Genomic DNA, 23,746 nt, shown 5'->3' on the forward strand with positions numbered 1-23,746 from the left:
GCCCAGTATCGCATCATGAAATTCTATTTAATAATCAAAATTTCAAGGTAGCAGTCCATACGGCAGCTTTATATGGACACATCCTTCAATCATCAATTTAGAGTCAATCTTTACTTCCAGCATACGGATAGAACTTGGATTCCTCACTTTTCAAGGCATCCTAAAGCCTTGACTAACTCGTAGGTTAAAGCCCGAAGTTAGTTCTCTTGCCAGATAAATTTACCCTGTCGCCAAAGCGCAAAAAGAATTCCGATCGCATATTTTGTTATGGTTTCTCCAAACAAGAGGGAAACAATCTCTGCTGTTGGCAGAACTCCAGCAAAAGCAATCAGTGTAAACAGCAGCGTGTCCAGCACAATCGAGACGGCATTGCTACCCGCTACGCGAACTAGCCAAGGATGCGGCAGCAATTGTTGATAAATCTCGGTGTCAGCTGTTTCGGCTAAGACAATGGCAAAGAAACTTGCCAGAATAATCCGTATCGGAACTGCCAGCAGCACACTCATGCAAATATTGGCGGTCGCTGCCGCTGCAATAGTCAGATAAATCCATTTACGCCCAGCGCTATGTAGTCTGTCTCTTTGCGTGAAAGTGATGCCAAAAACAAAGGTTCCAACGGCCACCTGACCAAAAACAGGCAGAGGAATGAACCAGTCCGCCGTATAGTTTGCGCCCAAGGTTGCCAGAATATAGATGCAGGCATTTATGATGTGCGTTCTAGACATCGACAAAAATGAAATTGGGACTTTTTGCAACTTTGCCATTCTAAACCTCAGCGCTTCTCATGCAGCTATAGCTACTTGCACTCCTAGGCCAAGAAAATCAGCGTAACTCTCAGCCAATTTTTTGGACAGATGGAAAAATATAGGGGTTTTCGAATGTTCTAGTCTTGATATCGTTTTGTTTCCTCCTTATTTCTCGAACCACCTAAATCACCATTCCCTGACTTTTGAGTTCTTTGCCAAAGATGAAATTCTGCCCAGCAGATGTTCAAGCGTTATGTAAAATAGATCGGTTGTTTGTGACTATTTGCCTTGATTGAACGTTATACGCTGCCCGAGATGGGCGAACTTTGGAGCGACTTCTTCAAGTACAAGACTTGGTTGCGAGTTGAGATTGCCGTCTGCGAAGCTCAAGCAGAGCTGGGCTATATTCCCAAAGAGGCTGTAGAAGACATCAAGGCAAAGGCAGATTTTGATCCTGAGCGGATTTTAGAGATTGAGGCAGAAGTGCGTCACGACGTCATTGCTTTTTTGACGAACGTCAATGAGCATGTGGGTGAAGCGGGTCGCTATATTCACCTGGGCATGACCAGTTCTGACATGCTTGATACCGCCCTATCTGTGCAACTGGTCGAGAGCTTAAATGTCATTAAAACCCATGTTGAAAACCTGATTCAGGCGATTCGCTACAAGGCGCAGGAGCACCGTGATACGGTCATGATTGGCCGATCGCACGGTATTCATGCTGAACCCATTACCTTTGGGTTTAAGCTGGCTGGCTGGCTAGCTGAAATGATGCGTCATCGCGATCGCTTCACCCATTTGGAAGAAAAAATTGCGGTCGGTAAAATTTCAGGCGCGGTTGGTACCTACGCTAATATCGATCCGAGGATCGAATCGTTAACCTGTCAGAAGCTGGGCCTGCGACCTGATACTGCTTCGACTCAGGTGATCTCTCGTGACATTCATGGAGAATTCATGAATGCGCTAGCTTTGCTAGCAGCCTCGATTGAGCGGTTTGCTGTCGAAATTCGAAATTTACAGCGCACCGATGTTTTAGAAGTTGAGGAGTTTTTCTCGAAGAAGCAGAAAGGCTCTTCTGCTATGCCCCACAAGCGCAACCCGATTCGCTCTGAACGGCTAACTGGCTGTGCCCGCATCATCCGGGGTAACGCCATGGCAGCGCTTGAAAACGTAGCGCTATGGCACGAGCGAGATATCTCCCACAGCTCTGTCGAGCGGGTTATCTTGCCAGACTCTTGTATTTTGATTCACTTCATGTTGGTCGAGGCAACCTATCTCATCAAGAAGCTTCTGGTTTATCCCGAAAACATGACCCGAAACATGAACATCTACGGTGGAGTCGTTTTCAGTCAGCGGGTTTTGCTATCTCTGGTTGAGAAAGGGGTGTCGCGGGAAGAGGCTTATGAAGTGGTGCAATCCCTTGCCCATACTGCTTGGAATACTGAAGGGGGTGATTTCAGGGCATTGGTGTCAGCGGACGATCGCGTGCAGGCAAAACTTTCGACTGAGGAGATTGACGCTTGCTTTGACCCCAACCATCACCTGAGAAATCTAGATGAGGTCTATCAGCGACTTGGGATCTAATTGACGCTACTCATCAATGACCGTCAAACATCCATTGACTGAGTCTTGAAGCAAACGATCAATAATGGATCGTTCTTTTGCCTTTAAGGTAGGCGAACCCATAGCATTCATCAGAACTCGTCGATGACTGTAGGTGATTTTGCCCGTTGCAATTGTGCGAGCGTACAAATCATCAATAGCAAGGGAGAGGTTTGGCGCAGTCATGACCCAACAGAATTCTCTAGCGACTCTTGTATTCTGGCTTTATCACTCAGGAATTTCCAGGATATTCTACGGGTTTACACGCATTTCATGAGAGGCTAAATGTTCGGTGTGGAAATCGCTTGATTCCGCAGTCCTCCATCTTCTCAACTTCATGTTTTGATTATTTTTGCGGGGCGGCTTTGAAGCACTGCTTTCATGGCTGCTCACAACGTTCAAGACTGTGATACCCCTAGCAAAAGGTCAAAGAATGCAGGCAGAAGACAAAATAACTCCCGGTGAGTTTGACATCTCTGACGATGCTCAACTCTACGGCCACAGCTACATCCGCAAGGCCACGCCAACAGACAGGGATATTGACTTGCTTGTGGCACTGAGTAAGGGCACGTTCATGGGGGCATATGCAGACGATAACGACCCCATAAATTTAGCCCGCTATATCAAAAGCGCTTTTTCTAGGGAGGCGATCGCGGACAAGCTATCGGCTCCAGAATCTACATTTCTCATCGCTCATGAAGGTTCTTCCCCTGACACAACACCTATCGGCTATGCTCAGCTGATTGCAGGCTCTCCAGTTCCCTGTCATGAAGCAGCCCAGACGCCAATAGAACTATCGAGACTCTATGTTGAGCAAAGTCATATTGGCCAAGGCTACGGTTCAAAACTGATGCAGGCTTGCCTCGATTACGCCGTCAGCAACGGTTGTGAAACGATTTGGCTCGGCGTCTGGGAGCACAATGAGCGAGCACAGGCGTTCTATCAGCGGTGGAAATTTCAGCCCGTAGGAACCCACATATTCGTGCTGGGGGATGAGGCTCAGACGGACCACGTTCTTGTGCGACACCTGGCCCCTAACGGGAAATAGCCGGCAAGATTTCGCTTTAGCCATCCAGTGCTTCTTCTTTCAAACTATGGCCGTCGTCAGGTCCGTTAGGACAAGACGGCTACGCGCCCACCATGACCTTCATCAGCGCTTACGGTTGAACTTGGCCTGTAAATCTTGCAGCGTCGAGTTTGAGGAATGGCCTTTTGACTTTTGCTTAGCGGGTTTGGATTTGCGGGAAGGAGGGGCACTATCCGGAGATCGCATCGATAGACTAATCCGCTTCAATTTCTCATCTACCTCCAGCACCCTAACTTTGACAACCTGTCCCACTTTGACGATCTCTTTCGGGTTGCGCACAAAGCGATCGGCTAACTGGGAAACGTGCACTAAACCGTCTTGATGCACACCGATATCGACAAAAGCGCCAAAATTCGCCACGTTGGTCACCGTGCCCTCCAAGGTCATGCCAGGTTGCAGATCGGCCAGCGTTTGGACATCATCTCGAAATTGAGCCGTCACGAACTGAGATCGCGGGTCACGGCCTGGTTTCTCCAGTTCATGCAGAATGTCACGGAGGGTCGGCTCACCCACAGACTCAGTCACATAGCGTTTTAAGTCGATGGTATTTTTTGCCAGTCCAGAAAGCTGTTCAGCATCAGCGGCGAGTGATGCAGGGCTGATGTTCACATCTTGTAGAATGGTTTCAACGATGCCATAGCTTTCTGGATGGACTGCTGTATTATCCAAAGGATTTTTACCATTGCGAATGCGCAAGAAACCAGCCGCCTGCTCAAATGCTTTTGGTCCTAACTTCGCAACCTTCAACAACGTTTTGCGACTGTGAAAAGCGCCATTTTGATCGCGATAGGCAACGATATTGTTAGCGATCGCAGGTGTAATGCCTGAAACGTAGGTCAGCAACGCTTGAGAAGCCGTGTTCAAATCAACCCCAACATAATTCACACAGCTTTCAACAGTTTCCTCTAGCTTTTGCTTCAGGCGCTTTTGGTCAACATCATGCTGATACTGCCCGACGCCGATAGATTTAGGGTCAATTTTCACCAGCTCGGCTAGAGGATCCTGCAGGCGACGACCAATACTGATGGCACCTCGCACAGTAACGTCTAGGTCGGGGAACTCAGCGATCGCCAGAGGACTAGCAGAATACACGGAAGCCCCCGCCTCATTGACCATCACCTTCGTCGGTTTCTGGGACAGTGAACTGAGCACTTCCCCGACAAAGGCATCTGTTTCTCTGCCGGCGGTGCCATTACCGATCGCAATAAGCGCAATGTCGTGTTTCTGAATCAGCTGCCGTAGCGTTTGAGCTGCTGCCTCTCGCTGCCCCTGACTTTGATGCGGAAAAATGGCCTGATAGTGCAAGAATTTTCCTGTTTGGTCAACCACTGCTACCTTGCATCCAGTCCGAAAGCCGGGGTCAATTGCCAGGGTCGGTTTCATGCCTGCCGGAGGAGCCAGCAGCAAATCCCGTAGATTGGCCTCGAAAGTTTGAATAGATTCTTCATCTGCCCAGGCTTTCTTCTCAGCGATGACCGCATTTGTCAGGGAGTTTTTCATCAGACGAGCAAAAGCGTCTTGAATTAACGACTGATAGAATGCCCGTAACTCGGCATCTCGGGTGAAGATAGCCTGAGACTCTAAGTACTGAAGCACCTCATCCGTATCGAAAGCTAACTCAAAGGACAAAACATCCTCTCGTTGTCCCCGCTGTAGCGCTAAAAAGTTGTGAGGAGCAATCTGTCGAACTGAAATTTCATAGTTACGATACAGCTCAAACTTGGTGCTGCCTTCGGGAATGTCACTCGCGATACGAGAGCGAAATGTGCCAGAGCGCATGAGGTATTGACGCACCCAAGCTCGTAGATCAGCCTGCTCGGCAATATTTTCTGCCAAAATATCCGCAGCCCCTTTTAGCGCTTCATCAACGGTTGTGACTCCAGACTCGGTATTGATGTATGGCGTGGCTGCCTGGACCAAGTTGACGTTGCGAGAACCCGTCTGATTGTGCTCCGCAATCCAATCCGCTAGGGGCTGTAGTCCCTTCTCTCGCGCGATCGTTGCTCGGGTACGACGCTTGGGTCGATAGGGCAGGTATAGGTCTTCTAAATCGGTCTTTTGCCAGCAGGCTTCAATTTTTTGGCGTAGGGCATCGGTCAGTTTCCCCTGCTCAGCAATGGATTTGAGAATAGTTTCTCGGCGCTCCAAGAGTTCAGTTAGATATTGGTGCCGCTCTTGGAGCGATCGCAGCTGCACCTCATCCATTCCCCCTGTGCGTTCCTTACGATATCGAGCAACAAAGGGAACCGTCGCTCCTTCTTGAAATAGTGCTAGGGCATTCTCAACGTAGCGAGACGGTAAGTCAAACTCACGACTCAGAATAGGAATTAGATCGGTCATTGATGAGGCAAAAACAAAATACGTCGCTCAGGTTGCAGTCTAACACTCTCCTTTGCTCGCTCTGTTTCAGCCTTTCATTCCCCATGCTCATTCTCTCGTTGCTTTGCCGGGCAATACTGGACGATCTTGATAGGGCAGAGGGATGTATTGCACAGAAGGCCGTCCTGCCATGGGCTGAGGGTACATCTCCATCAGGTTGTAGATCTCTATTGGCAGACCTCCAGTGACAGGCAAACCCAAGCTGGCGGCCTCTTCCACCGTAATGGGATAGTCGTGTGTGACCTGCCCTGTCGTCAAGCGATTGATAATGGCGTCAATATTTTCGGGAGCAACTTTCTGATCAGGAATGCTGTCTTCTAGAAGCGTACGCACAAAAGATTTAACTTGGGCGATCGCTTTACGCGCCACGTCTGCTGTAACTAGCGTTTGGTCATCAATTTTTTCTATCGGCTTTTCTTCTAAGACTTTCAAGATGCTGGCCGCAGCGATATTGCCCAGCTGCGGATCGACAGGCCCCAAAACAGCGTTTTCATCCATGACAATTTCGTCCGCTGCCATTGCCAACATAGTGCCACCACTCATCGCATAGTGAGGCACAAACACCGTCACCTTGGAAGGATGTCGGATCAAAGCTCGTGCAATCTGCTCAGTCGCTAAAACCAGTCCTCCGGGCGTATGCAGGATTAGGTCAATAGGTATTTCTGGGGGCGTCAGTCGAATGGCCCGTAGAATTTGTTCGGAGTCTTCAATATTAATGAACTTGGAGAGTGGAATCCCAAGCAAGCTGATCGACTCCTGTCTGTGAATCATCAAAATGACCCGACTTCCGCGCTTTTGCTCGAAGGCTCGGATTGAATTTAGCCGCTTCATTTCGACCCTGCGTCGTTGAATGACTGGCTGAATTGAAGAGATGACCAGGAAAACGAGAAATAGATTAAAAAAAGACATGGACCCATCAAACGCATTTAGATTTTAGCGTTGCAGATTGCTTTGTTCTTGGACACTGTCTTTCGATACATGACCATTATCAATATTGATGGATGGGAACTTTGCCTCCCTTGCTGATACACGGCCTTACCATTGGTTTGAGTGCGCCCTGGGGGCATTGCATGGGTGCATCGCCTATGGGTATTGTTAGTTGGGATTAATATCCGAACGTGGCAAGCGAAACTGTCTGTATGGCCTGCAACAAAATTTAGACAGTTGTCTCATGCTGCGTGATAGCATCGGCGGGAAACAAATCCTGTTGATTTTAAATAAATGTTGTGCGGAAGGGGGTGGAAGTAAGGTTATGGCCGAAAACTTTAGCGCTACTGAAAGAGCCTTTTTGGAGAAAGTAATGCAGCGGGCTAGTCTCCCCGATATTTATGATGCACGGGACCTGACAACGGTCGTCTTCCGTACTCTACGAGACTTGATGACGACTGAGACTGATCAGCAAACTGAGGCTGCCTTCAAAAATGCGGATATTGCTGAAATTTGGCGAGACGACAATCCCTTTGTGTCCTTCTTGAGCCGCTTTCGCCCTCCCCTAGACATTGACGAAGAGCTTTTCCTGAGGCGAGTTAAGCAAGAGGGGGGAGTTCCTAAAAACGTTTCTGCTGAAGCGGTTGTCGTTGCGGTCTTCTCTGCTGCTAGAGAGTCTATTCCTCCTGAGCAAGCGAAGGAAATTTCGAAAGTATTGCCGGATGGTTTGCGCGTTCTTTGGGAACAGGTCTAGAGTAAACGCGGAGAATCATTTGCTGGGATTCGGTTTAGTTTTACTCTCTTCAATTTTTTTCTGTATCCAGAACGTTGTCGTGCGGATTCTGTTTGCTGAGCAGACTGTGTTGGGGTTAGGCACAACTGGCGGATTTGTAGCCCCGACCTTACACAATTCGTTCTTGCTACTGCTGCTGAGGATGCTGCCAGCTGTGCCTTTGATGGCGCTGCTGGCAACTTGGCTCTATCCTCCCATTTGGCATGAAATTCGCAAGCTCTCGAAACGGTCCCAGCGCCAAGCCCTTGGCCATGCTTTAGCCGGGGGTGGATTGATGTTTGCCTATTTGGGCTTGCTCTATGTGTCGATTGGCTTGATTGCGACCGCGATCGCCCTCACCCTCTTTTTCACCTTTCCCATCTTCACGGCTTTGCTGTCATGGCGATTTCTCAAGCAAAAACCAACGGCTCTGCAATGGGGCATCATGACGTGCATTTTGCTGGGCAGCATATTGACCATTCCCCCGCAGCAGTGGACGGGTGACGGTGGCTATTGGGGAGCCGTATTAGGCATCGCTAGCGGTATGGCTTATGCCACCTACACCATCAACGCTCAAAAAAGCTTCAACTACATGCATCCGTTGACGTATACGTGGGCCAGCTTTGCGCTCACGCTATGGTTTGCGGCACTCTGTCTCATCATCTGGCCGATCGATAATCTTTCAGAGCTGAGGTGGACGCCCCTTTGGATTGGCAGCATCATCTCAGGCATTGTCACCTTCATCGGTCACATTCTCTACAACCTGGGGATTCGATCTATCGGCGCCACCGCTGCGGCTATGATTGGGTCCACCAATCCAGCTCTGACCGTGGTGCTGGCTTGGGTTGCCATTCAAGAGGCTTTAGGAAGTTTGCAATTGCTGGGGGTCAGTATTGTCACTGCCAGCGTCGCTTCTCTCAGTCGCTCTCGATAGGGCTACTCACGCTGTTCTTTGACGGTAGTGCCAATTGTGAACTTGGCACGCCCCTTTGGATTTTCTATAGCCCTGTGCAGCTTGGTTAAATCCATCTCAGTGTTTTAGGAGAGTAAGGAATAGGGAATACTGAGATCTTGCCCTAGTACATCAGCATCCTGCATTTGCCCCCTTAAATCCCCTAAATTTGGGGGACTTCGATCTCAGAACCCCTCCAAATTTGGGGGCAGGGGGGCCAGACCAGGCAATGTCGGGACAACTGCAAGATCTGAGGAATAGGGAATGCAAGGGGTGCTTGACGCAAGTACATGCCGCTATATGCTCAATATCACCTATAGAAAAAATCGAAACATCAAATTATACTGATATAGAGCTTCTGCAAGAACTTTAGACACAATGACCTGTTTAACCCGGTTATTGTGCCGAGAAGTTTCCTGTAGCGAGTGATGAAAGTGTTTTTTGAGCGATCGCCCATTTGGGGACGATCGCTTTTTTTGTGACCGCAAGGGGAAACGATTGTGCTGGCAATCTTGAAAAAAGAGGCGTGGTTAGCACGTCCGCGTTGCAGCTCATTAGGTGAGGGGTGAGGGACGAGACTGCTTCAAACTGGATGCCGCACCTCATCCCTCGAACTCCCGGTTTCCATTAGGAAGCCCGACATCATTCGAACTTTGCCAAGAAACCGGGGAGCTTGCTATTCGAATAGCCTGTCGCGCTGCAAGTATCGCAAAACGTCACCAGGATCTTGCCTTATCAATACACCGTTCTCCGGCACGTCGATCTTCGGACTCCACTCGATGCGCTCGATGCAGTTCCGTAGATGAAACAAATCAATGGCGCTTTGGGTGTCCGCTTCAGTGCCCACCAAGTAAAGGCGTAGCCGCTTGTGTCGTCGCTGAGGATGAGCAGGATAGCTCGGCAGCGACGGCGGTGCCGCCTCAGCGTGGTGAGACGGCAAGAAATATTGAATAGTAATCACTGGGGATTCCTCCAAGAATCGGTTTGGGTTGGAATCCCCGAAGATTCAGTCGCCCTTAGACGAAGCGCTTCGGTGGGGCGACCTAAAATAGGCACAGCCCGTACGACAGCCTGGATCTGTCTATGGGTTAGGCGCTGGTTTGTGTTGCCTCACTTACCAGTGCCGCCGACCAAACTTTCGGGGACAGCAAGCTGCACGGAGGCAGCTATGGTTGCTGATGATAAGTCATTTGATCCCTAAGAGCAAGCCGAATGGGTTAAAGCATGACATCTCCTTAACCTCGCGATCTCCCAGGATGGGCCGCAATTGTGCTGCTCCTCCTGCACGGCATTAGTCCGAACGCCGAAAAACCTTTCGTCGCTACCGCGATCGCGACTGTCCTGAGGTTGCGTCGTGTCCTACCTATTCAGAGCCTCAACTCAGGACGCTCCCGGCTTATCCTACTGGGCTGACTTTTGCCCGATAGAGTAGGTGTGTCCCCTGCCTAAAGCCGGTGTATCGCACTCTGACCAGATCACCCGGTTCAGCAGCACCGTCCATCAGTTGATGCTGTTGAGGATCATAAGGAATTTCAGCACCGACGGACGCGATCATCTCTATTCCCCAGTGCGCTAACAGATCCTGCACAGGTTGAACGATCGGCACCAGACGACTCGCGGGCAAATCTGGATTTTTCTCAACGGCGTGAGCAATCGTCGGCCACTGTAGCAGCCACGTTTCAATCGCAGCAAGGACTTCCTTTTGAAACCGCTCTTGCAGCAAGCTCTCCTGCTGTTCATGCTGAGTTTGTAGCCGCTGATATTCAGCTTCTAGGGTAGAGATGCGATCGCGCTGATCCTCTGCCTGTCCAATCGCAGCAACTTCAGAGCCGTCCAAACTGTCATCGACAACCCCAAACACTTGCAGCAATTCGGGTAGCGACAGGTCAAGCGCGGCGGCTAGCTTGTGTAGGGTTTCGATACGCATCTGAGTGATGCGATCGTGCCTCAACTGCCGCACCGCCCACTCAGAAACCTCCGCCTTCTGAGCCAACGCCCGAAAGCTCTGAACCCCCACCGCCGCCATCAACGTTTTAAGGCGATCGGTAGATGATTCAGAGCTTCCAGTTTTATCCAGCATAGAGTCGAAGTTATTGATAGACTTCTGTTCTCTAGCCTCTCATAAGACCTGTCCGACTAAGCCACTGTTCTACCTTCACCAAAACCAGATTGAATGTAGTGCCGAGTCGCAGCCGCCAAATCATTACCGAAACCAGCCAAATCTGGATATTGAGCGACGTACTCCGCAGCGTCAAACAAATCACGACTACGCCCCTCTGACTGTCCAAGCGTGATGAAGTGTTGAGTCGCTGCTGCAAGGTTATAACCGAATGCTTGAATCAAGTCCCCATAGGAAGCCAAATACTCTTGCGGATCAAACGTGATTGTGCGGCCTTCTTGAATCCCTGAAGTTCGGAAATGCGCTACACCTGCAGCAGGATTAAAGCCAAAGGCGTTAATTAAATCGTCATAGGATGCAATGTAAGCAGCACCATCAAAGCCAGCTAATGGATCGCGCCCTTCGCTGAAACCAAATTGAATATAATGCTGAGTGGCAGCGCTCGTATTGTTGCCAAAGATAGCTTGTAAATCGGGATAAGAAGCTAGATACTGCTCTTCTGGAAACGTATCTAGTGGTCGCCCCTCTGCCTGCCCGAAGTTTTGGTAATGAAGTGTTGCGGCATTTAAGTCATAGCCGAACGCTAAGAGCAAGTCAGGGTTTGATGCTAGATAATCATCGGGTTCGAAACTGTTATCAATACCCGGTAAACCAATGGCTTGTGCAGTTAGGGTATATCCCGTATTTTGGTTTTCTCTAGTCGTAAATACTCTAGCCCAATAGGTACCTGCAGATAATGGCGCGACAATGGAACGATCTTGTGTCGTAGAAGAAAAATCATTAACACCATCGTCTTCAATGATGTCGTTGCTATCAACCAATCCGTCATTGTTGAAATCGGTAATAATCTGCAACTGTGCTGGATCATTTCCTAATTCTGTTAGGACTAAGCGAACTTCAGTATTTTGAGTAATGGTGAATTTGTAGTAATCGTCGCGATCATTTGAGCCAACGACATTCTCAAAAGTTCGCTCTGGACCTAAATTACCTAAGTCTACAGCTGTTTCCAGGCTATTGCCTGGATCGATAGGATAGTCGCTATTTCTACCTATAGCTTGTGCACTTAGGGTGTAGCCTGTATTCTGGTTTTCTCTAGTTGTGACTACTCGTGCCCAGTAACTTCCTGGAGTCAGTGACGTAACGATAGAGCGATCTTGTGTTGTAGAAGAAAAATCGTTAACGCCGTCTTCTGCAATGATGTCGTCGTTATCAACCAATCCATCATTGTTTAAATCTGTGATGATTTGTAGCTGTGCAGGATCTGGACCCAAACCCGTCAGGCTTAACCGAACGTCGCTATTTTGAGTCAGAGTAAATGCATAGTAGTCATCACGATCCAGTGAACCAACCGTATCGTTCAAGATTTGCCCTACACCCAGACTGCTTAGGCCAAAGGCTGTACTAAGAGTATTGCCTGGGTCAAACTGTAAATCTCCATCTCTAATTGAGGCTTGAGCAGTCAGGGTATAAGAGGTGTTCTGATTCTCCCTTGTCGTATTTACTCTTGCCCAGTAGGTTCCTGAAGGTAATGGTGTGATGATGAAGCGATCTTGAGTTACTGAAGAGAAATCATTGATACCATCCTCTTCAATAATTTCGCTGTTATCTACAATTCCGTCGTTATTAAAATCTGCAATAATTTGCAGTTGTGCAGGATCAGGATCCAAACCTATCAGACCAAAATTCACGTCACTATTTTGGTTTAACGTAAACCTGTAATAATCATTGCGATCAGTTGAACCGACTAATTCTGAGATTGGCGTGATTGCTCCACTCAAAACTCCTAGATTTTGAGCAGTACTTAGAGAATTATTGTTTGGCATAGTCCTGAGAAATTGGGGTTAATGCACCAAATATCGCAATCACAACAAGCACACGGATAACTCATTGGGTCGTGATTGTGATTACTCTCCACAATTGGTACGAGATGTATGAGAGTTTTCTATTTAAGGGGAACTTGAAAGATGCCGTAGAGGGTAATTGATTACAGCCCAAACGAACACAGCTCTCACCTACTAATTCATTAGGCAAAAGAGGTTGCTTACGCGAAGGGGGTGAAAAAATTACAGCCTATCAACGTGCATAGACTACACTGGCGATTCCGTAACTGTACGGAAATATCTGGATTTCTTTACAAGTAAGACTATTTTGCAAATTCATTAGATAAGAATTGAAGATCGCTAAGCTTAGGGCGGTAGGTTTGTTTAGAACATATTGCCATTGATCGGGTGGGCGATCGCCTTAATACTCCTCTGGAACGCTGACTAGGCTGCGAATATCAATTGCTACATTAGGAAAAGCGACAGGGTAAAGGATGCCGCTATCAGCCGTGGTTTGAGTTGAAAAGTCACCGTTGTATAAATCTCTGAACACGGTCAACTGTTTGCTAGCGACATGGATCACCCAATACTCCTCAATTCCAGCTTTGGCGTAAAGCTCTCGCTTGGTGTTCAAGTCGTAAGTCAGAGTCGTGTCGGCCACTTCAACTAGCCAGTAGATATCTTCAGGATACGGATGATGTTTCAGATAACGGGTATCAGGGGAACGAACGACGGCAATATCCGGCTGTGGCTCAGATTCAGGAAGCGTGATCGGATGAGCTTCGAAAATTTCTGCCATCCCTTTCATCACTTTGCGTAAATACTTAACTCCTCTATGGTTGACAAAGCGATGAAATTCCCCCTCTGGAGCCATGTCCCAAATTTCTCCGTTGATGAGTTCGCAGCGACGGCGATCTAGGATGCCTAGCTCTCGCATGTGCTGATAGTCTGCAACTGACCATTTGGTTAGCGTTCGCATGACTTAATCCCTCTGCTGCTTGTGACTCTCTGTTCAGATCCTACTTTACGGAGTTACTGTGTCTTGGGCGTCATCATTGCACCATTGTGCTGACACTTCTGAATAAGTGAATGCATAAAAATTAGGCAATCAACTTCACCAAATTTTTGCCATTTTTAATTCAAATAAGGGCATTTCAGGTTCGCAATTGACCAATTCAGGATTGTCTAAAATTTTGGGTCTTTGCTCAGGACGATAAATATGGACCTGGCGATTTTTTCGATCAATTAATAATCCTAATCGAACATCATTGGCGGCATACTCTGCCATTTTTTCTTGCAGATTCGTTAGCGTGTCACTACTTGATCGTAGTTCTACAATGAAGTCAGGAGCGATCGGTGCAAAAGAGGCTTGTTCTTCTGGTTTTAGCCTGTTCCAACGGTTAGATGAAATCCAGGCAGCATCCGGAGATCGGGTTGCACTATTGGATAAAGTAAAGCCTGAGCTAGAGTCAAAAGCTTCTCCTGTCCCATCGGCTTCAGACCAAATATAAAGCTGTCCAAAAACTCGACCGTTACGGTTTCCAGCATCTGAAAAGGCTGGAGGCATAACGATGATTTCTCCACCGGCATTCCGCTCAATCCTTAAATCAGGATTGGTTTTGCAAAAATCATAGAACTGCTCCTCACTCATCTCTGACAGTTCAAAAAATGAGGAAAGATTGATGGGTAGCAGCGTCTTTACGGATTTAACCAGTAGATTAGTCATCAATAGCTGGCTTTGCCGAGAGTGTGCTCAATATTCTAGCGAGTTTCTGAGAGCTACTGCGAGCGATCTTCAGGTGTTTCGCGATCGCTCGGCTACAATGCAAGAAACGTTTGCAGCGAATGAATTGAGTTTAGATACAAGCAAGTCTGCATTAGCAAAGCTATTGTCTTAATGAGGGATTACTGGGACGATGCAAACCCTTACTATACGCTTACCAGACTCAATCTATCAGAAGCTTGTTGAGCTGGCCCATGACTCGGAGCGTCCTCTAGAAGAAGAAACGCTGCATCTTTTGAATTCAGCCCTATCCACTAACTCAAAATACGCTGCTGACATCGAAGCACAGCTGAATCAACTCTCTCTGCTAACTGACAAGGAATTGTGGGACGCAGCAACCTTTGCAGTTTCTGATGAAGATAATGATCTAATGCAAGTTCTGCTGGAGAAAAGACAGCGCGAAGGACTCACATCGGTTGAAGCAGAACAGGTTCAGGTTCTATCTGATCACTTCAATCAAATTATGATGGTTCGAGCCCAAGCTGCGGTCATACTGGCGGAACGAGGCCACGATATTGCAAAACTTGCTCCATCTCCATGAGCAAAAGCAGAATCTCAGAAAGCCTTCGATTAGCAATTGTGGAGCAGTTTCAATCTCGTTGTGCTTATTGCCAAACTCAGCAGCAGATTTCTGGAGTTCGCCTGACGGTTGATCACATTATCCCGGAGTCCCTTGGAGGAGCGACAGAGAAGGACAACCTCTGTTTGGCATGTTGGGATTGTAATCTTTATAAAGCGTCTAGGGTAGCCGTATTCGATGCTGCTTCCCAGCAGGAGACACGTCTGTTTCACCCTCAAAAGCAGTTATGGTCTGATCACTTTGAGTGGAACTCTGACAGTACATTGATGTTTGGGAAAACGATAGTAGGGCGGATTTCAATAGATACTCTACGGATGAATAGAGTGGAATTAGTCCTCTCTCGTAAGCTCTGGGTCAAGGTGGGGTGGCATCCGCCTGCTTGAAGTTGATGCATACGCAAAACATCCGCGATCGCTCGGCTACAATGCGAAGAGCGTTTGCAGAGAATGAATTGAGTTGGATATGGCGCGATCGCATTTCCCTATGCCCCTTGTTCTGAAGCATGTTGTCACTGCTGCTAGTGTCGCAATTTCGGCCAGTTTTTTATGGCCAGCAGGATCGCAGGCCCAAGCACCTCAAAACCCCATTCTTCAGATTGGCATTGTGCAGCGCTTTGGTCGAGACGATACCAAAACGCTGGTGATAGAGCCGCTAGGGGGTGATCAGCTGACTGTACAGTTCAAGACAGGCGATGAACTCGAAACAGTCACCACCAACCAAATTGTTCTCGATACAACACCCACTCCATTAGAGGGGGCTGCGTTACAAGAACGGGTTGTGCTGAGTACCCATCGCAGCTTTGAGAGTGCTGAAGATAGTGCTAATCAGTGGCGACAGCAGGGAATTGAGACCGAGATTGCTCAACCTGACGACTGGCAGGTGTGGGCCAAACGAGACGTTTACAGCACGCCGCTGCTGCGACGTATGTTGCACAAGGATCTACAAGCAGCGGGCTATGACGAAGTTTATATCGACAGCCGAGTGTTGCAAGATTTGCCGAAATCAGCCGCAATTTTCAACGGATTCCGCTACAACCGCGATATCTTCAGCATCACAACTGCTAGTCAGCGGGTTCGAGTCATTGAAAAAGTCGGTAATGTCGAAGAGACCGTGCGGGTTTACGGCGGTAATTTGCGCTTACAGCCCAACGCTTACGGTAGCTACACCCTGGTTAACAAGGTCCCGATTGAAACCTATCTACGTGGTGTAGTACCTTACGAGATTGGACTAGGTGCGCCGCCGACAACCATTGAGGCTCAGGCTATTCTCGCTCGCACCTATGTGTTAAGGAATCTACGCCGCTTCGAGATTGATGATTACGAACTCTGTGCCGATACCCAATGTCAGGTCTATCGCGGCATTACCGGGGCAGCCGACGTGACGGATCGGGCGATCGCCGCCACCCAAGGACAAGTCCTAACTTACGAGAACGAACTAGTTGATGCCCTTTATTCTTCCAACGCTGGGGGGGTTACAGCAGCCTTTAGCCACGTGTGGAATGGTCCGGATCGTCCCTACCTACGTCCGGTTGTTGATTCTGTGGCCGGGAGTTGGAACATTGCCCAGCGTCCTCTCAATGATGAAGCCAACCTCAAAGCGTTTTTGGCCTTAGAGACAGGCTTCAACGAAGAGACCTGGGACACCTTTCGCTGGCAGGAAGACGCTAGCTTAGAAGACATTGGGCAGGACCTAAAAGAGTACTTACAGGCCCGTAGTCATCCTTTGGCAAACTTTACTGAAGTGCAGCGCTTGGTGGTTACTGAACGGGCGGAGTCTGGGCGAGTTCAAATACTGCAAATTGCTACGGATGCTGGTGTCGTCACCTTGGAGAAAGATGAAGTGATTCGGGCGATCGCTGCCCCTCTTAGCCTTCTGTTCTACACTGCTGGGCTGTACGAGCAACCTCCGGGCGCAACAGAACCTGAACTCACAGGCTACCGCTTCATTGGCGGTGGATTTGGGCATGGCGTCGGCATGAGCCAGACCGGAGCCTATAATTTGGGTGATCTAGGCTGGAGCAGCGAACGTATCGTCAAATTTTATTATCCCGGCACCGAATTACAGCCCATTAGCGATGAGCTGATTCTTTGGAAAGATCCTTACGAAATTGACGTGCCGTTACAACCCGCTGAGGAACCAGAGAGTTAACAGGATGAACCGTCGAAGGTAAACAGGGTCAGGGATGGGTGATGTTTTGACCTCTTTGGATTTTGAACTTCAAACCCTATCCAAGCATTTTCAAGCTAAGGTTGAATGCCCTCATCTTCCAACGTTGAACGCTTAACATCAGTAGCGATTATGCCTGAACTGCCACCATTCAACAATCCACCACCGCAGACAGAAATTGGTCCTGTTGGGGAAGGTCTGCCGGAAGGTGTCCCAACCCAAATCGAACCGGCAATCCAGTCGCCGAACCGATGGCAGGGCATTCGGTCACTGCTAGCGTGGATTGTGCGATGGTCGCTGCTGGGGGTGGGCGTTGGTGGGGCCTGGCTGTTGGGCATTTTGGTGGCTCAGTTTCTTCCTGCATCTGAGCCAAAGCCACCCGCTCAAGAGATTGTCACAAGGAGGACCAGTCGATTTTTCCAGAAACTAGGTCGCCTGCCAGAGTGGTGGGCGGGTGACTCTGTTGATCTCGGTACATCATCCGTCTCATCGCGTCTTGAGACCGCTCCCGCTAACCCAACTCAACCGTCCCGACCCATTGCACTATCTGATGACCAACGAGAACAAGTCTCTGTGGAGTTGGACGCGATCGCAGCGGACGTTCAGCGATTGCGCGATCGTACGGCTGCTGTGGAGCAGCAGCTAGGACTTCCCGATGTTGCGCTCTCTCTAGAAGAACGACTGGACAACGCAACCAATCGGCTTTCGCCTTCAACAGAAGCACCTGCCGAAGAGGCACCTCCAACGCCCACGCTTCAACCTGCTTTGCAAGCAGCACCCGACCCACTATTCCAGTTAGACGCCTATCGAGTTACTCTACCCAGCGATGTGCTCTTCACCACTGGAGAAGCCATTTTGCAATCCAACGCTCAGCCATTGCTGGACAATATCTTGCAAGATATTGGACGCTATCGTGACGCGACTATCGTCGTTGGTAGCTATACAGACATTGAAACAGACAGCAATACGGCAACCGAGCTTTCCTACCAACAGGCGATCGCTGTTCAGCGCTACCTGTCTCAAAGACTCGGCGACGACTCAGTTCACTGGGTTGCCGTGGGCTACGGTGACAGCACCCTGGGTAGCACAGGGGGGATTCAGTTGACCCGCCGCATTACAATTGCGATCGTGCCGTGAGTTATGGAAAGGAAGTTTAAGTTGAAGGGAGTCAGAAGCTAGTATCGCTACGCGGAATTCAAAAATCATCCTCTCCTTCTCCACGTCCTCACTCATCTACCCATCTATGCGTATCGTCTATCTTGGCACTCCCCAATTCGCCGTCCCTAGCTTAGAAACCTTCATTGCCCACCCTGACTTTGAAGTTATGGCGGTGGTGACGCAGCCGGACAAGCGACGCGGACGGGGCAAGCAAGTGTCGCCCTCACCAGTGAAAGCGATCGCAACCGCTGCTAACATCCCTGTCTGGCAACCACAGCGCATCAAGAAAGATACCGAAACGTTGGAAAAGCTGGCGTCTGTGCAGGCCGATGCCTTTGTGGTTGTTGCTTACGGACAAATCTTATCAGCTGACATCTTGGAGATGCCTCGTTTAGGCTGCATCAATGCCCACGGATCACTGTTGCCCAAATACCGAGGCGCCGCCCCGATTCAGTGGTGCCTGTATCACGGGGAATCGGAAACCGGCATTACGACAATGCAAATGGACGTCGGCATGGATACAGGCCCTGCGCTGTTAGACCGTAAGCGAACCATTGGTCTGCTAGACAATGCTTGGGATTTAGCTCAGGATCTAGCTGCCATGAGTGCTGACCTGTTGCCCAAAACACTCGACCAACTCAATGCAGGAACGCTGACACCAGTACCGCAGAATGACGATGAGGCGACGTATGCCTCTTTGATTCAAAAGGACGACTACTGGCTGGATTGGAATAAACCGGCGATTCAACTGCACAACCAAATCCGTGGTTTCTACCCCAACTGCTTGACGAAATTTCGCAGCAAGGATCTCAAGATTGAGGTGACCGTTCCCCTTGGGGAAGACTATTGGAGCCTGCTACCCGCAACTTTTCAGGACTTGCAATCCGTCTGTGAAACGGCCCAGATAAACGGAGAACCCGGTACAGTTGTGGCGATCGCTAAGGGAACTGGCCCCATTATTCAAACGGGCGATGGATTATTGCTGCTGCACACCGTGAAGCCTAGCGGTAAAAAGGCTCAGACTGGATGGGATTTTGCTAACGGCAATCGTATTGATATAGGAGAATATCTCTCGTCCCCTGTGTAGGCTCAATCATGGCATCTATAGCTTTAGCCCTCTAGGCTTGTGCACCTAATAGCATCCAGTTACTAGCCGATAGCCAGATGGCTCGCCGTCTTGTCCTAACGGAACTGACGACGGCTATAGCAACCAAAATTTTCTCGCGTCATCCGAAGAATCCCGCGATCGCACTGTAGATCCCAAAATGGTTTGCAGCGGTATGCAGTGAAACAAGTCCACCCTGTTTCCTGTCACTGGCTTCCTATGCCCTTTGGACGGTACTTAAGCAACATGAGTCAGGCTGCACAGCCAATGCACCCATGAGGCATACCACCACGCATCTACTTTGGAGAGAATTATGCTTGCCAACACAACTCTGCCAAGTGCTTCACAAGTCACTATTCGAGCCTATCGCCCAGAAGATTGGAGAGCCGTTTGTGCGGTTCATGATCGTGCTCGCCCGCTCGAACTCAGAAATTCCTGTGACCCAAAAGCCTTTGTACCCTTGGCAAATGACCACGAGGAAGCGGATGATTTTCATCGCTCCCAAAAGTTTGTTGCCTGCTTTGAAGATACCGTTATCGGCTTTGTTGGCATCGACCAGCACTGTATTTCCTGGCTCTATGTCGATCCAAAGTATGCCAGACGGGGCATTGGGCGACGGCTCTTGAGATCGGCCATTCATCGGATTGGTGCCCAAGCTTGGACGATCGTTCTATCCGGTAACACACCGGCACGATGCCTATATGAAAGTGAAGGATTTCAGGTGGTCGATGCCTTCGAGAGCATGAACGCCGGTTATTCCTGCACCTGCCTTGAACTGGCCCTCAAAGAATAGGATGGCAGTACAACGGCATTCGCGATCGCCATGTGCGTCCTGACAGTAATCGGTGACGCTTGTAGGCAACCCAGTAGATGGGAGTGACATAGCGCTGCGATCGACAGCTCATACGTCGATTAATTGCCCAGCCAGCCGTGACGTGACTTATGATTAGCGCATTGCCGCGTATTGTTTGGGAGGAATGCAATGGTAATGATTCCGCTCAGAAAACTCGACGTGCCACCAGGACAACGATTACTGCTACACAATGTGGACTGGGCTGAATTTGAGGCGATTTTAGAAGAACTGGGAGAACATCGCGCCTCTCGCATCGCCTACGATAACGGCATCCTGGAAATCATGGCCCCTTTACCCGAACACGAATCTGATAAAGAAATCATCAGTGATTTACTGAAAGCTTTCCTAGAGGAACTCGACATTGAATTTCTGACGCTGGGTTCAACCACCTTTAAGCACTCAGAAATGTTGAAAGGCATTGAACCGGACCAATGTTTTTACATTCAGTACGAAACAGCTGTTCGCGGCAAGAAGCGATTGGACCTAACCGTAGATCCACCTCCAGATCTAGCCTTGGAGGTGGATATTACCTCCCGCACCCATCCTGAAACCTATGCTGCGCTAGGTGTTCCCGAGCTGTGGCGACGAGTGGGACAATCTATTCGCATTTATCAGCTTCAAGATGGGAGCTATGTGGAAGTTCAAGATAGTCCCACATTTCCAGGATGGTCATTACCATCAGTAATTCCAAAGTACGTTGAGCAAAGTCGGGTTGAGGGACGAAATAAGACAATGAAATCGTTTCGACAGTGGGTAAGGGAAAACCAGCAGTTAGAACTTGCAGAGTAGGGGTAACACCTGTGACTAGAAAAGCATTTACCACTGGTAGGGTGTCATTAGCGCAGCATAATGCACCACAGCCGGGTACTTTCATTCTCAGAACTCTCCTAACGCTCACATGTCACTCCCGCCGAAGAATCTCTAAAACCCCATTCCTCGTAGCGACAGAAAATCTTTTGTCTGAATGAAAATACTGAAATGCACGAGATAGGAAAGGCTTTTTATTCTCTAGCGAGTTTGATTCAAGAGCACTAATCCCAGAAACCGTTTCAGGAAAGCCTATGCCTTCAAAACGAGGGTCTGGTTTATTGATGGCGAATTTGGCTATACATCTTAATGTACTCCTCGCCGGACTGCTTCCAAGAGTAGTCATACTGCATTCCCTGCATCGCTAGCTGCTGGAAAAGCTTTGGCTCGTTGTAGTAGAGATCGATCGCCCGATTCATTGCCGATTCAACCGCATAGTTATCACTGTCATAGAAGACAAATCCAGTGCGCTCTTCACGAGAATGCTCATTGTCGTAGTCCCAATCGAACACGGTGCTGTAAAGACCCCCTACCCCCCGGACAATAGGCACCGTACCGTAGCGCAGGGAGATGAGTTGGGTCAGACCACAGGGTTCAAACTTGCTGGGCACCACCATCATGTCTGCCCCTGCATAAATCAGGTGAGCAAGTTCTTCATTGAAGCTAAGTTCTAAATGAATGTCAGGATTCTCGTTTAGGTAACGCTTCTCGTGCCAGAACCAATCGTTGATCACGCTGTCGGTCGCAGATCCTAGCAGCACAAACTGAGCGCCTCGACTGAGCGCAAAGTACATTGCGTGATGTACCAATTGAACCCCCTTCTGATCGTCTAAGCGACCAATGAAAGCCAGGATAGGTTTATCGCAGGCTCTCAGAAGCAGTTTCTCCTGAAGTGCCTTTTTGTTGAGTGCTTTATCCTCAAAAGTGCTGATACCGTAATCGTAGGGAATGTGCGGGTCTTCTTCTGGATTCCACGTTGCATAGTCGATGCCGTTGAGAATACCGGAGAATTTGAAGCTTTTGAGGTGTAGGGTGTGTCCTAGCCCAAATCCAGCGTCACCGTGCATAGCTTCCCAAGCATGATGCGGTGAAACGGTGTTGATGTGATTGGCATAGACAATCCCACCTTTCATAAAGTTGAGTGAGAAGGGATTGAAGTTGTCACGCAGTTGATCATATTGGAAGTAATAGGACTCGCGATTAAGGCCCGTTGCCCAGAGAACCTCAGAACCAGCAAAACCTTGATGCTTGAAGTTATGAATGGTGTACAGTACCCGCTGATTGTCCATTCCGTGATACTGATACATCTCGTAGAGCATTACAGGAATTAAGCCTGTTTGCCAATCATGGCAGTGGATAACATTAGGCCGTTTATTGCTCTTTAGCAAAAATTCCAATGCGGCTTTGCTAAAAAAGGCAAAGCGCATAACATCGTCGTCACAGCCGTAGTAAACGCCGCGATCAAAGAAGAAATCCTCTGAGTGCGGCTCGATGAAGAAGCACAGCCGCCCGTGTACCCATCCGCAGAAAACTGAGCAATGAACGCTGCCACCATACCAAGGCACCCACAGATCCCGATAGGCATCATGGAGCCCCCAAATGTGGTCATAGCGCATGTTGTTGTACTTCGGCAGAATGATTTCTACACAGTGCCCGCGTTCTTCCACCTCACGACTGAGGCCGTAGACGACATCACCTAATCCTCCTGCTTTGATGACGGGTGCACATTCTGAGGCAATCTGCACGATGTACATAGGTATCCCTAATTTAATAAAAGTTCATTTTGTATTGACCCTATTCAAACAGGAACGTCTCCGAGAGGCAAGGGGACTCAGGTAGATTGGAAAAAATAAACTTTGAACTCGAAGATGATTGCTTTCGCTTCTCCTGACTGTCTTTCATAGAAGTAGAGCGCTAACATGCTAAAAGGTATTTTCACTCTTCTGAAGGAGTAGGGTATGGTAGGCACTCAAGTCTCAGCTCGCGAATTTTTCCGCTCAGCTTATGAGAATCGCTACACCTGGGACCACAATTTTCCTGGCTACACAGCAGACGTCACTTTTATCTCGGGTGACACAACTGTTACTGCGAAGGCTCACGTGAGCGCCGACCTTAAAGCCGAAGTCACTGACATCGAGGACGAAGCAGCTCAGAAAGCAATTCAATATCAGCTTTGGGAAGTCGCAATTCACCGCATCCGTCGCGCTTTCGAAGATACTCACGGCGACAATACCTTCACCTATGGCAAGACCTTGGACGATGGCAGCGTCGAAATTTTTATGGGCGGTAAGGCTGAGGGCGATCGCTACCATGTCCGCGATAATGAAGTGAGCATGGTACACCGTCACATTCACGGCACGGTCGTCACCATTCACACTTTCAGCAGCCATGACACAGGTGAGGGGTATCTTTCCCATCGTTATGACTCCGTCTATCACGATCCGGCAACGGGCGATCAAAAGGGGGGGCGCAGCGTTTTCGAAGACAACTACGAGAAAGTTGGGGATTATGTTATTCTCACCGAGCGGAAAATTCAGACTGAGACCGAAAAGGGTCCAGTCGAGCAGATTTTCCGATTTTCAAACATCAGCTTACTGTAAGGAAAAGCAGGCTGAGACAGCACTTCTACTTTGGGGCCTGTGACACGCTTAACAGTTTGAAGCTGGAGGGTTGAGGCTGTACCTGGTGCGGAAAAATTGCTGCCTATGCTAAGTGTAACGGCGCGATCGCTCTGAATGTTTTGGGGCGATCGCGTTTTGCCATAGCACTGTTTATTTACAGCATCAGCCATCTAGTCGACAGTTCGTAGATTCCCTCAAGAAACCTGCGAACTGTCGGAGCAAGCTTCATATAGAGTCGCCTCATCTCCAGTACCTAAAAACTGTAACTG

Annotated in this window: 24 protein-coding genes; 13 read left to right on the top strand and 11 right to left on the bottom strand. The window is 48.9% G+C overall.

The window, feature by feature from the left end; translation table 11 throughout:
- Positions 1-197: 197 nt before the first annotated feature.
- Entirely contained in the window at positions 198-725 is a 528-nt protein-coding gene (locus tag PN498_RS02695) for a VUT family protein (RefSeq protein WP_272061137.1), read from the bottom strand.
- Positions 726-1,034: 309 nt separating this feature from the next.
- On the opposite strand from PN498_RS02695, the gene purB reads away from it, so the two are divergent.
- Positions 1,035-2,330, top strand: a complete 1,296-nt coding sequence (purB, locus tag PN498_RS02700) for an adenylosuccinate lyase (RefSeq protein WP_272061138.1) — start codon at positions 1,035-1,037, stop codon at positions 2,328-2,330.
- Positions 2,331-2,336: 6 nt separating this feature from the next.
- Here purB and PN498_RS02705 read toward each other — a convergent pair whose 3' ends face one another.
- Positions 2,337-2,534 (bottom strand): hypothetical protein, encoded by a 198-nt coding sequence (locus PN498_RS02705; RefSeq protein ID WP_272061139.1) that lies wholly within the window; start codon positions 2,532-2,534, stop codon positions 2,337-2,339.
- A gap of 247 nt (positions 2,535-2,781) precedes the next feature.
- Between PN498_RS02705 and PN498_RS02710 the strand changes: the two genes are divergently transcribed.
- Entirely contained in the window at positions 2,782-3,396 is a 615-nt protein-coding gene (locus PN498_RS02710; protein WP_272061140.1) for a GNAT family N-acetyltransferase, read from the top strand.
- Positions 3,397-3,498: 102 nt separating this feature from the next.
- On the opposite strand, the gene PN498_RS02715 is transcribed toward PN498_RS02710, so the two are convergent.
- Positions 3,499-5,775: a Tex family protein gene (locus PN498_RS02715; protein WP_272061141.1), complete on the bottom strand. Its 2,277-nt coding sequence runs from the start codon at positions 5,773-5,775 to the stop codon at positions 3,499-3,501.
- 87 nt (positions 5,776-5,862) lie between these two features.
- Positions 5,863-6,723 (bottom strand): SDH family Clp fold serine proteinase, encoded by an 861-nt coding sequence (locus PN498_RS02720; RefSeq protein WP_272061142.1) that lies wholly within the window; start codon positions 6,721-6,723, stop codon positions 5,863-5,865.
- Between the two features lie 343 nt (positions 6,724-7,066).
- Between PN498_RS02720 and PN498_RS02725 the strand changes: the two genes are divergently transcribed.
- Together PN498_RS02725 and PN498_RS02730 are read left to right on the top strand one after the other, a co-directional pair.
- Positions 7,067-7,495, top strand: a complete 429-nt coding sequence (locus PN498_RS02725; protein ID WP_272061143.1) for a DUF2267 domain-containing protein — start codon at positions 7,067-7,069, stop codon at positions 7,493-7,495.
- A gap of 79 nt (positions 7,496-7,574) precedes the next feature.
- Positions 7,575-8,447 (top strand): DMT family transporter, encoded by an 873-nt coding sequence (locus PN498_RS02730; protein WP_334312216.1) that lies wholly within the window; start codon positions 7,575-7,577, stop codon positions 8,445-8,447.
- Between the two features lie 694 nt (positions 8,448-9,141).
- On the opposite strand, the gene PN498_RS02735 is transcribed toward PN498_RS02730, so the two are convergent.
- Positions 9,142-9,426 (bottom strand): hypothetical protein, encoded by a 285-nt coding sequence (locus tag PN498_RS02735; RefSeq protein WP_272061145.1) that lies wholly within the window; start codon positions 9,424-9,426, stop codon positions 9,142-9,144.
- Positions 9,427-9,734: 308 nt separating this feature from the next.
- Here PN498_RS02735 and PN498_RS02740 point away from each other — a divergent pair, with 308 nt between their 5' ends.
- Entirely contained in the window at positions 9,735-9,878 is a 144-nt protein-coding gene (locus PN498_RS02740) for a hypothetical protein (protein ID WP_272061146.1), read from the top strand.
- Here PN498_RS02740 and PN498_RS02745 read toward each other — a convergent pair.
- The 4 genes from PN498_RS02745 to PN498_RS02760 form a co-directional block, all read right to left on the bottom strand.
- Positions 9,862-10,545 (bottom strand): helix-turn-helix domain-containing protein, encoded by a 684-nt coding sequence (locus tag PN498_RS02745; RefSeq protein ID WP_272061147.1) that lies wholly within the window; start codon positions 10,543-10,545, stop codon positions 9,862-9,864. The two genes, PN498_RS02740 and PN498_RS02745, sit on opposite strands and share 17 nt — an antisense overlap.
- Positions 10,546-10,601: 56 nt before the next feature.
- Positions 10,602-12,407: a hypothetical protein gene (locus PN498_RS02750; RefSeq protein ID WP_272061148.1), complete on the bottom strand. Its 1,806-nt coding sequence runs from the start codon at positions 12,405-12,407 to the stop codon at positions 10,602-10,604.
- A 418-nt stretch (positions 12,408-12,825) separates the two neighbouring features.
- The gene (locus PN498_RS02755; protein ID WP_272061149.1) at positions 12,826-13,383 is read right to left on the bottom strand and encodes a Uma2 family endonuclease; all 558 of its coding nucleotides are present in this window, start codon (positions 13,381-13,383) and stop codon (positions 12,826-12,828) included.
- 135 nt (positions 13,384-13,518) lie between these two features.
- Positions 13,519-14,130: a Uma2 family endonuclease gene (locus tag PN498_RS02760; protein ID WP_272061150.1), complete on the bottom strand. Its 612-nt coding sequence runs from the start codon at positions 14,128-14,130 to the stop codon at positions 13,519-13,521.
- Between the two features lie 190 nt (positions 14,131-14,320).
- Here PN498_RS02760 and PN498_RS02765 point away from each other — a divergent pair, with 190 nt between their 5' ends.
- From PN498_RS02765 to PN498_RS02790, 6 genes are all read left to right on the top strand, one after another.
- Positions 14,321-14,728: a hypothetical protein gene (locus tag PN498_RS02765; RefSeq protein WP_272061151.1), complete on the top strand. Its 408-nt coding sequence runs from the start codon at positions 14,321-14,323 to the stop codon at positions 14,726-14,728.
- The gene (locus PN498_RS02770) at positions 14,725-15,150 is read left to right on the top strand and encodes an HNH endonuclease (protein ID WP_272061152.1); all 426 of its coding nucleotides are present in this window, start codon (positions 14,725-14,727) and stop codon (positions 15,148-15,150) included. The genes PN498_RS02765 and PN498_RS02770 overlap by 4 nt, the downstream gene beginning before the upstream one ends.
- 100 nt (positions 15,151-15,250) lie before the next feature.
- Positions 15,251-16,915: a SpoIID/LytB domain-containing protein gene (locus PN498_RS02775; RefSeq protein WP_272061153.1), complete on the top strand. Its 1,665-nt coding sequence runs from the start codon at positions 15,251-15,253 to the stop codon at positions 16,913-16,915.
- A gap of 105 nt (positions 16,916-17,020) precedes the next feature.
- On the top strand, positions 17,021-18,070 hold the full coding sequence (locus PN498_RS02780) for an OmpA family protein (RefSeq protein ID WP_272061154.1): 1,050 nt from the start codon (positions 17,021-17,023) through the stop codon (positions 18,068-18,070).
- 106 nt (positions 18,071-18,176) lie between these two features.
- On the top strand, positions 18,177-19,178 hold the full coding sequence (fmt, locus tag PN498_RS02785) for a methionyl-tRNA formyltransferase (RefSeq protein WP_272061155.1): 1,002 nt from the start codon (positions 18,177-18,179) through the stop codon (positions 19,176-19,178).
- A 331-nt stretch (positions 19,179-19,509) separates the two neighbouring features.
- Positions 19,510-19,989: a GNAT family N-acetyltransferase gene (locus PN498_RS02790; RefSeq protein WP_272061156.1), complete on the top strand. Its 480-nt coding sequence runs from the start codon at positions 19,510-19,512 to the stop codon at positions 19,987-19,989.
- On the opposite strand, the gene PN498_RS02795 is transcribed toward PN498_RS02790, so the two are convergent.
- Positions 19,979-20,179 carry a hypothetical protein gene (locus PN498_RS02795; protein ID WP_272061157.1) on the bottom strand — a complete coding sequence of 67 codons (201 nt, stop codon included), beginning with the start codon at positions 20,177-20,179 and terminating at the stop codon, positions 19,979-19,981. The two genes, PN498_RS02790 and PN498_RS02795, sit on opposite strands and share 11 nt — an antisense overlap.
- Between PN498_RS02795 and PN498_RS02800 the strand changes: the two genes are divergently transcribed.
- Positions 20,179-20,838 carry a Uma2 family endonuclease gene (locus tag PN498_RS02800; protein WP_272061158.1) on the top strand — a complete coding sequence of 220 codons (660 nt, stop codon included), beginning with the start codon at positions 20,179-20,181 and terminating at the stop codon, positions 20,836-20,838. The genes PN498_RS02795 and PN498_RS02800 overlap by 1 nt on opposite strands.
- Positions 20,839-21,134: 296 nt before the next feature.
- Here the strand turns inward: PN498_RS02800 and glgA are convergent, their stop codons facing one another.
- Positions 21,135-22,610, bottom strand: a complete 1,476-nt coding sequence (glgA, locus tag PN498_RS02805) for a glycogen synthase GlgA (protein ID WP_272061159.1) — start codon at positions 22,608-22,610, stop codon at positions 21,135-21,137.
- Between the two features lie 204 nt (positions 22,611-22,814).
- On the opposite strand from glgA, the gene PN498_RS02810 reads away from it, so the two are divergent.
- The gene (locus tag PN498_RS02810) at positions 22,815-23,456 is read left to right on the top strand and encodes a DUF3386 domain-containing protein (RefSeq protein ID WP_272061160.1); all 642 of its coding nucleotides are present in this window, start codon (positions 22,815-22,817) and stop codon (positions 23,454-23,456) included.
- The last annotated feature ends 290 nt before the right edge of the window (positions 23,457-23,746 follow it).

It is taken from the genome of Oscillatoria sp. CS-180 (genome assembly GCF_028330965.1).
GTDB lineage: Bacteria > Cyanobacteriota > Cyanobacteriia > Phormidesmidales > Phormidesmidaceae > Halomicronema.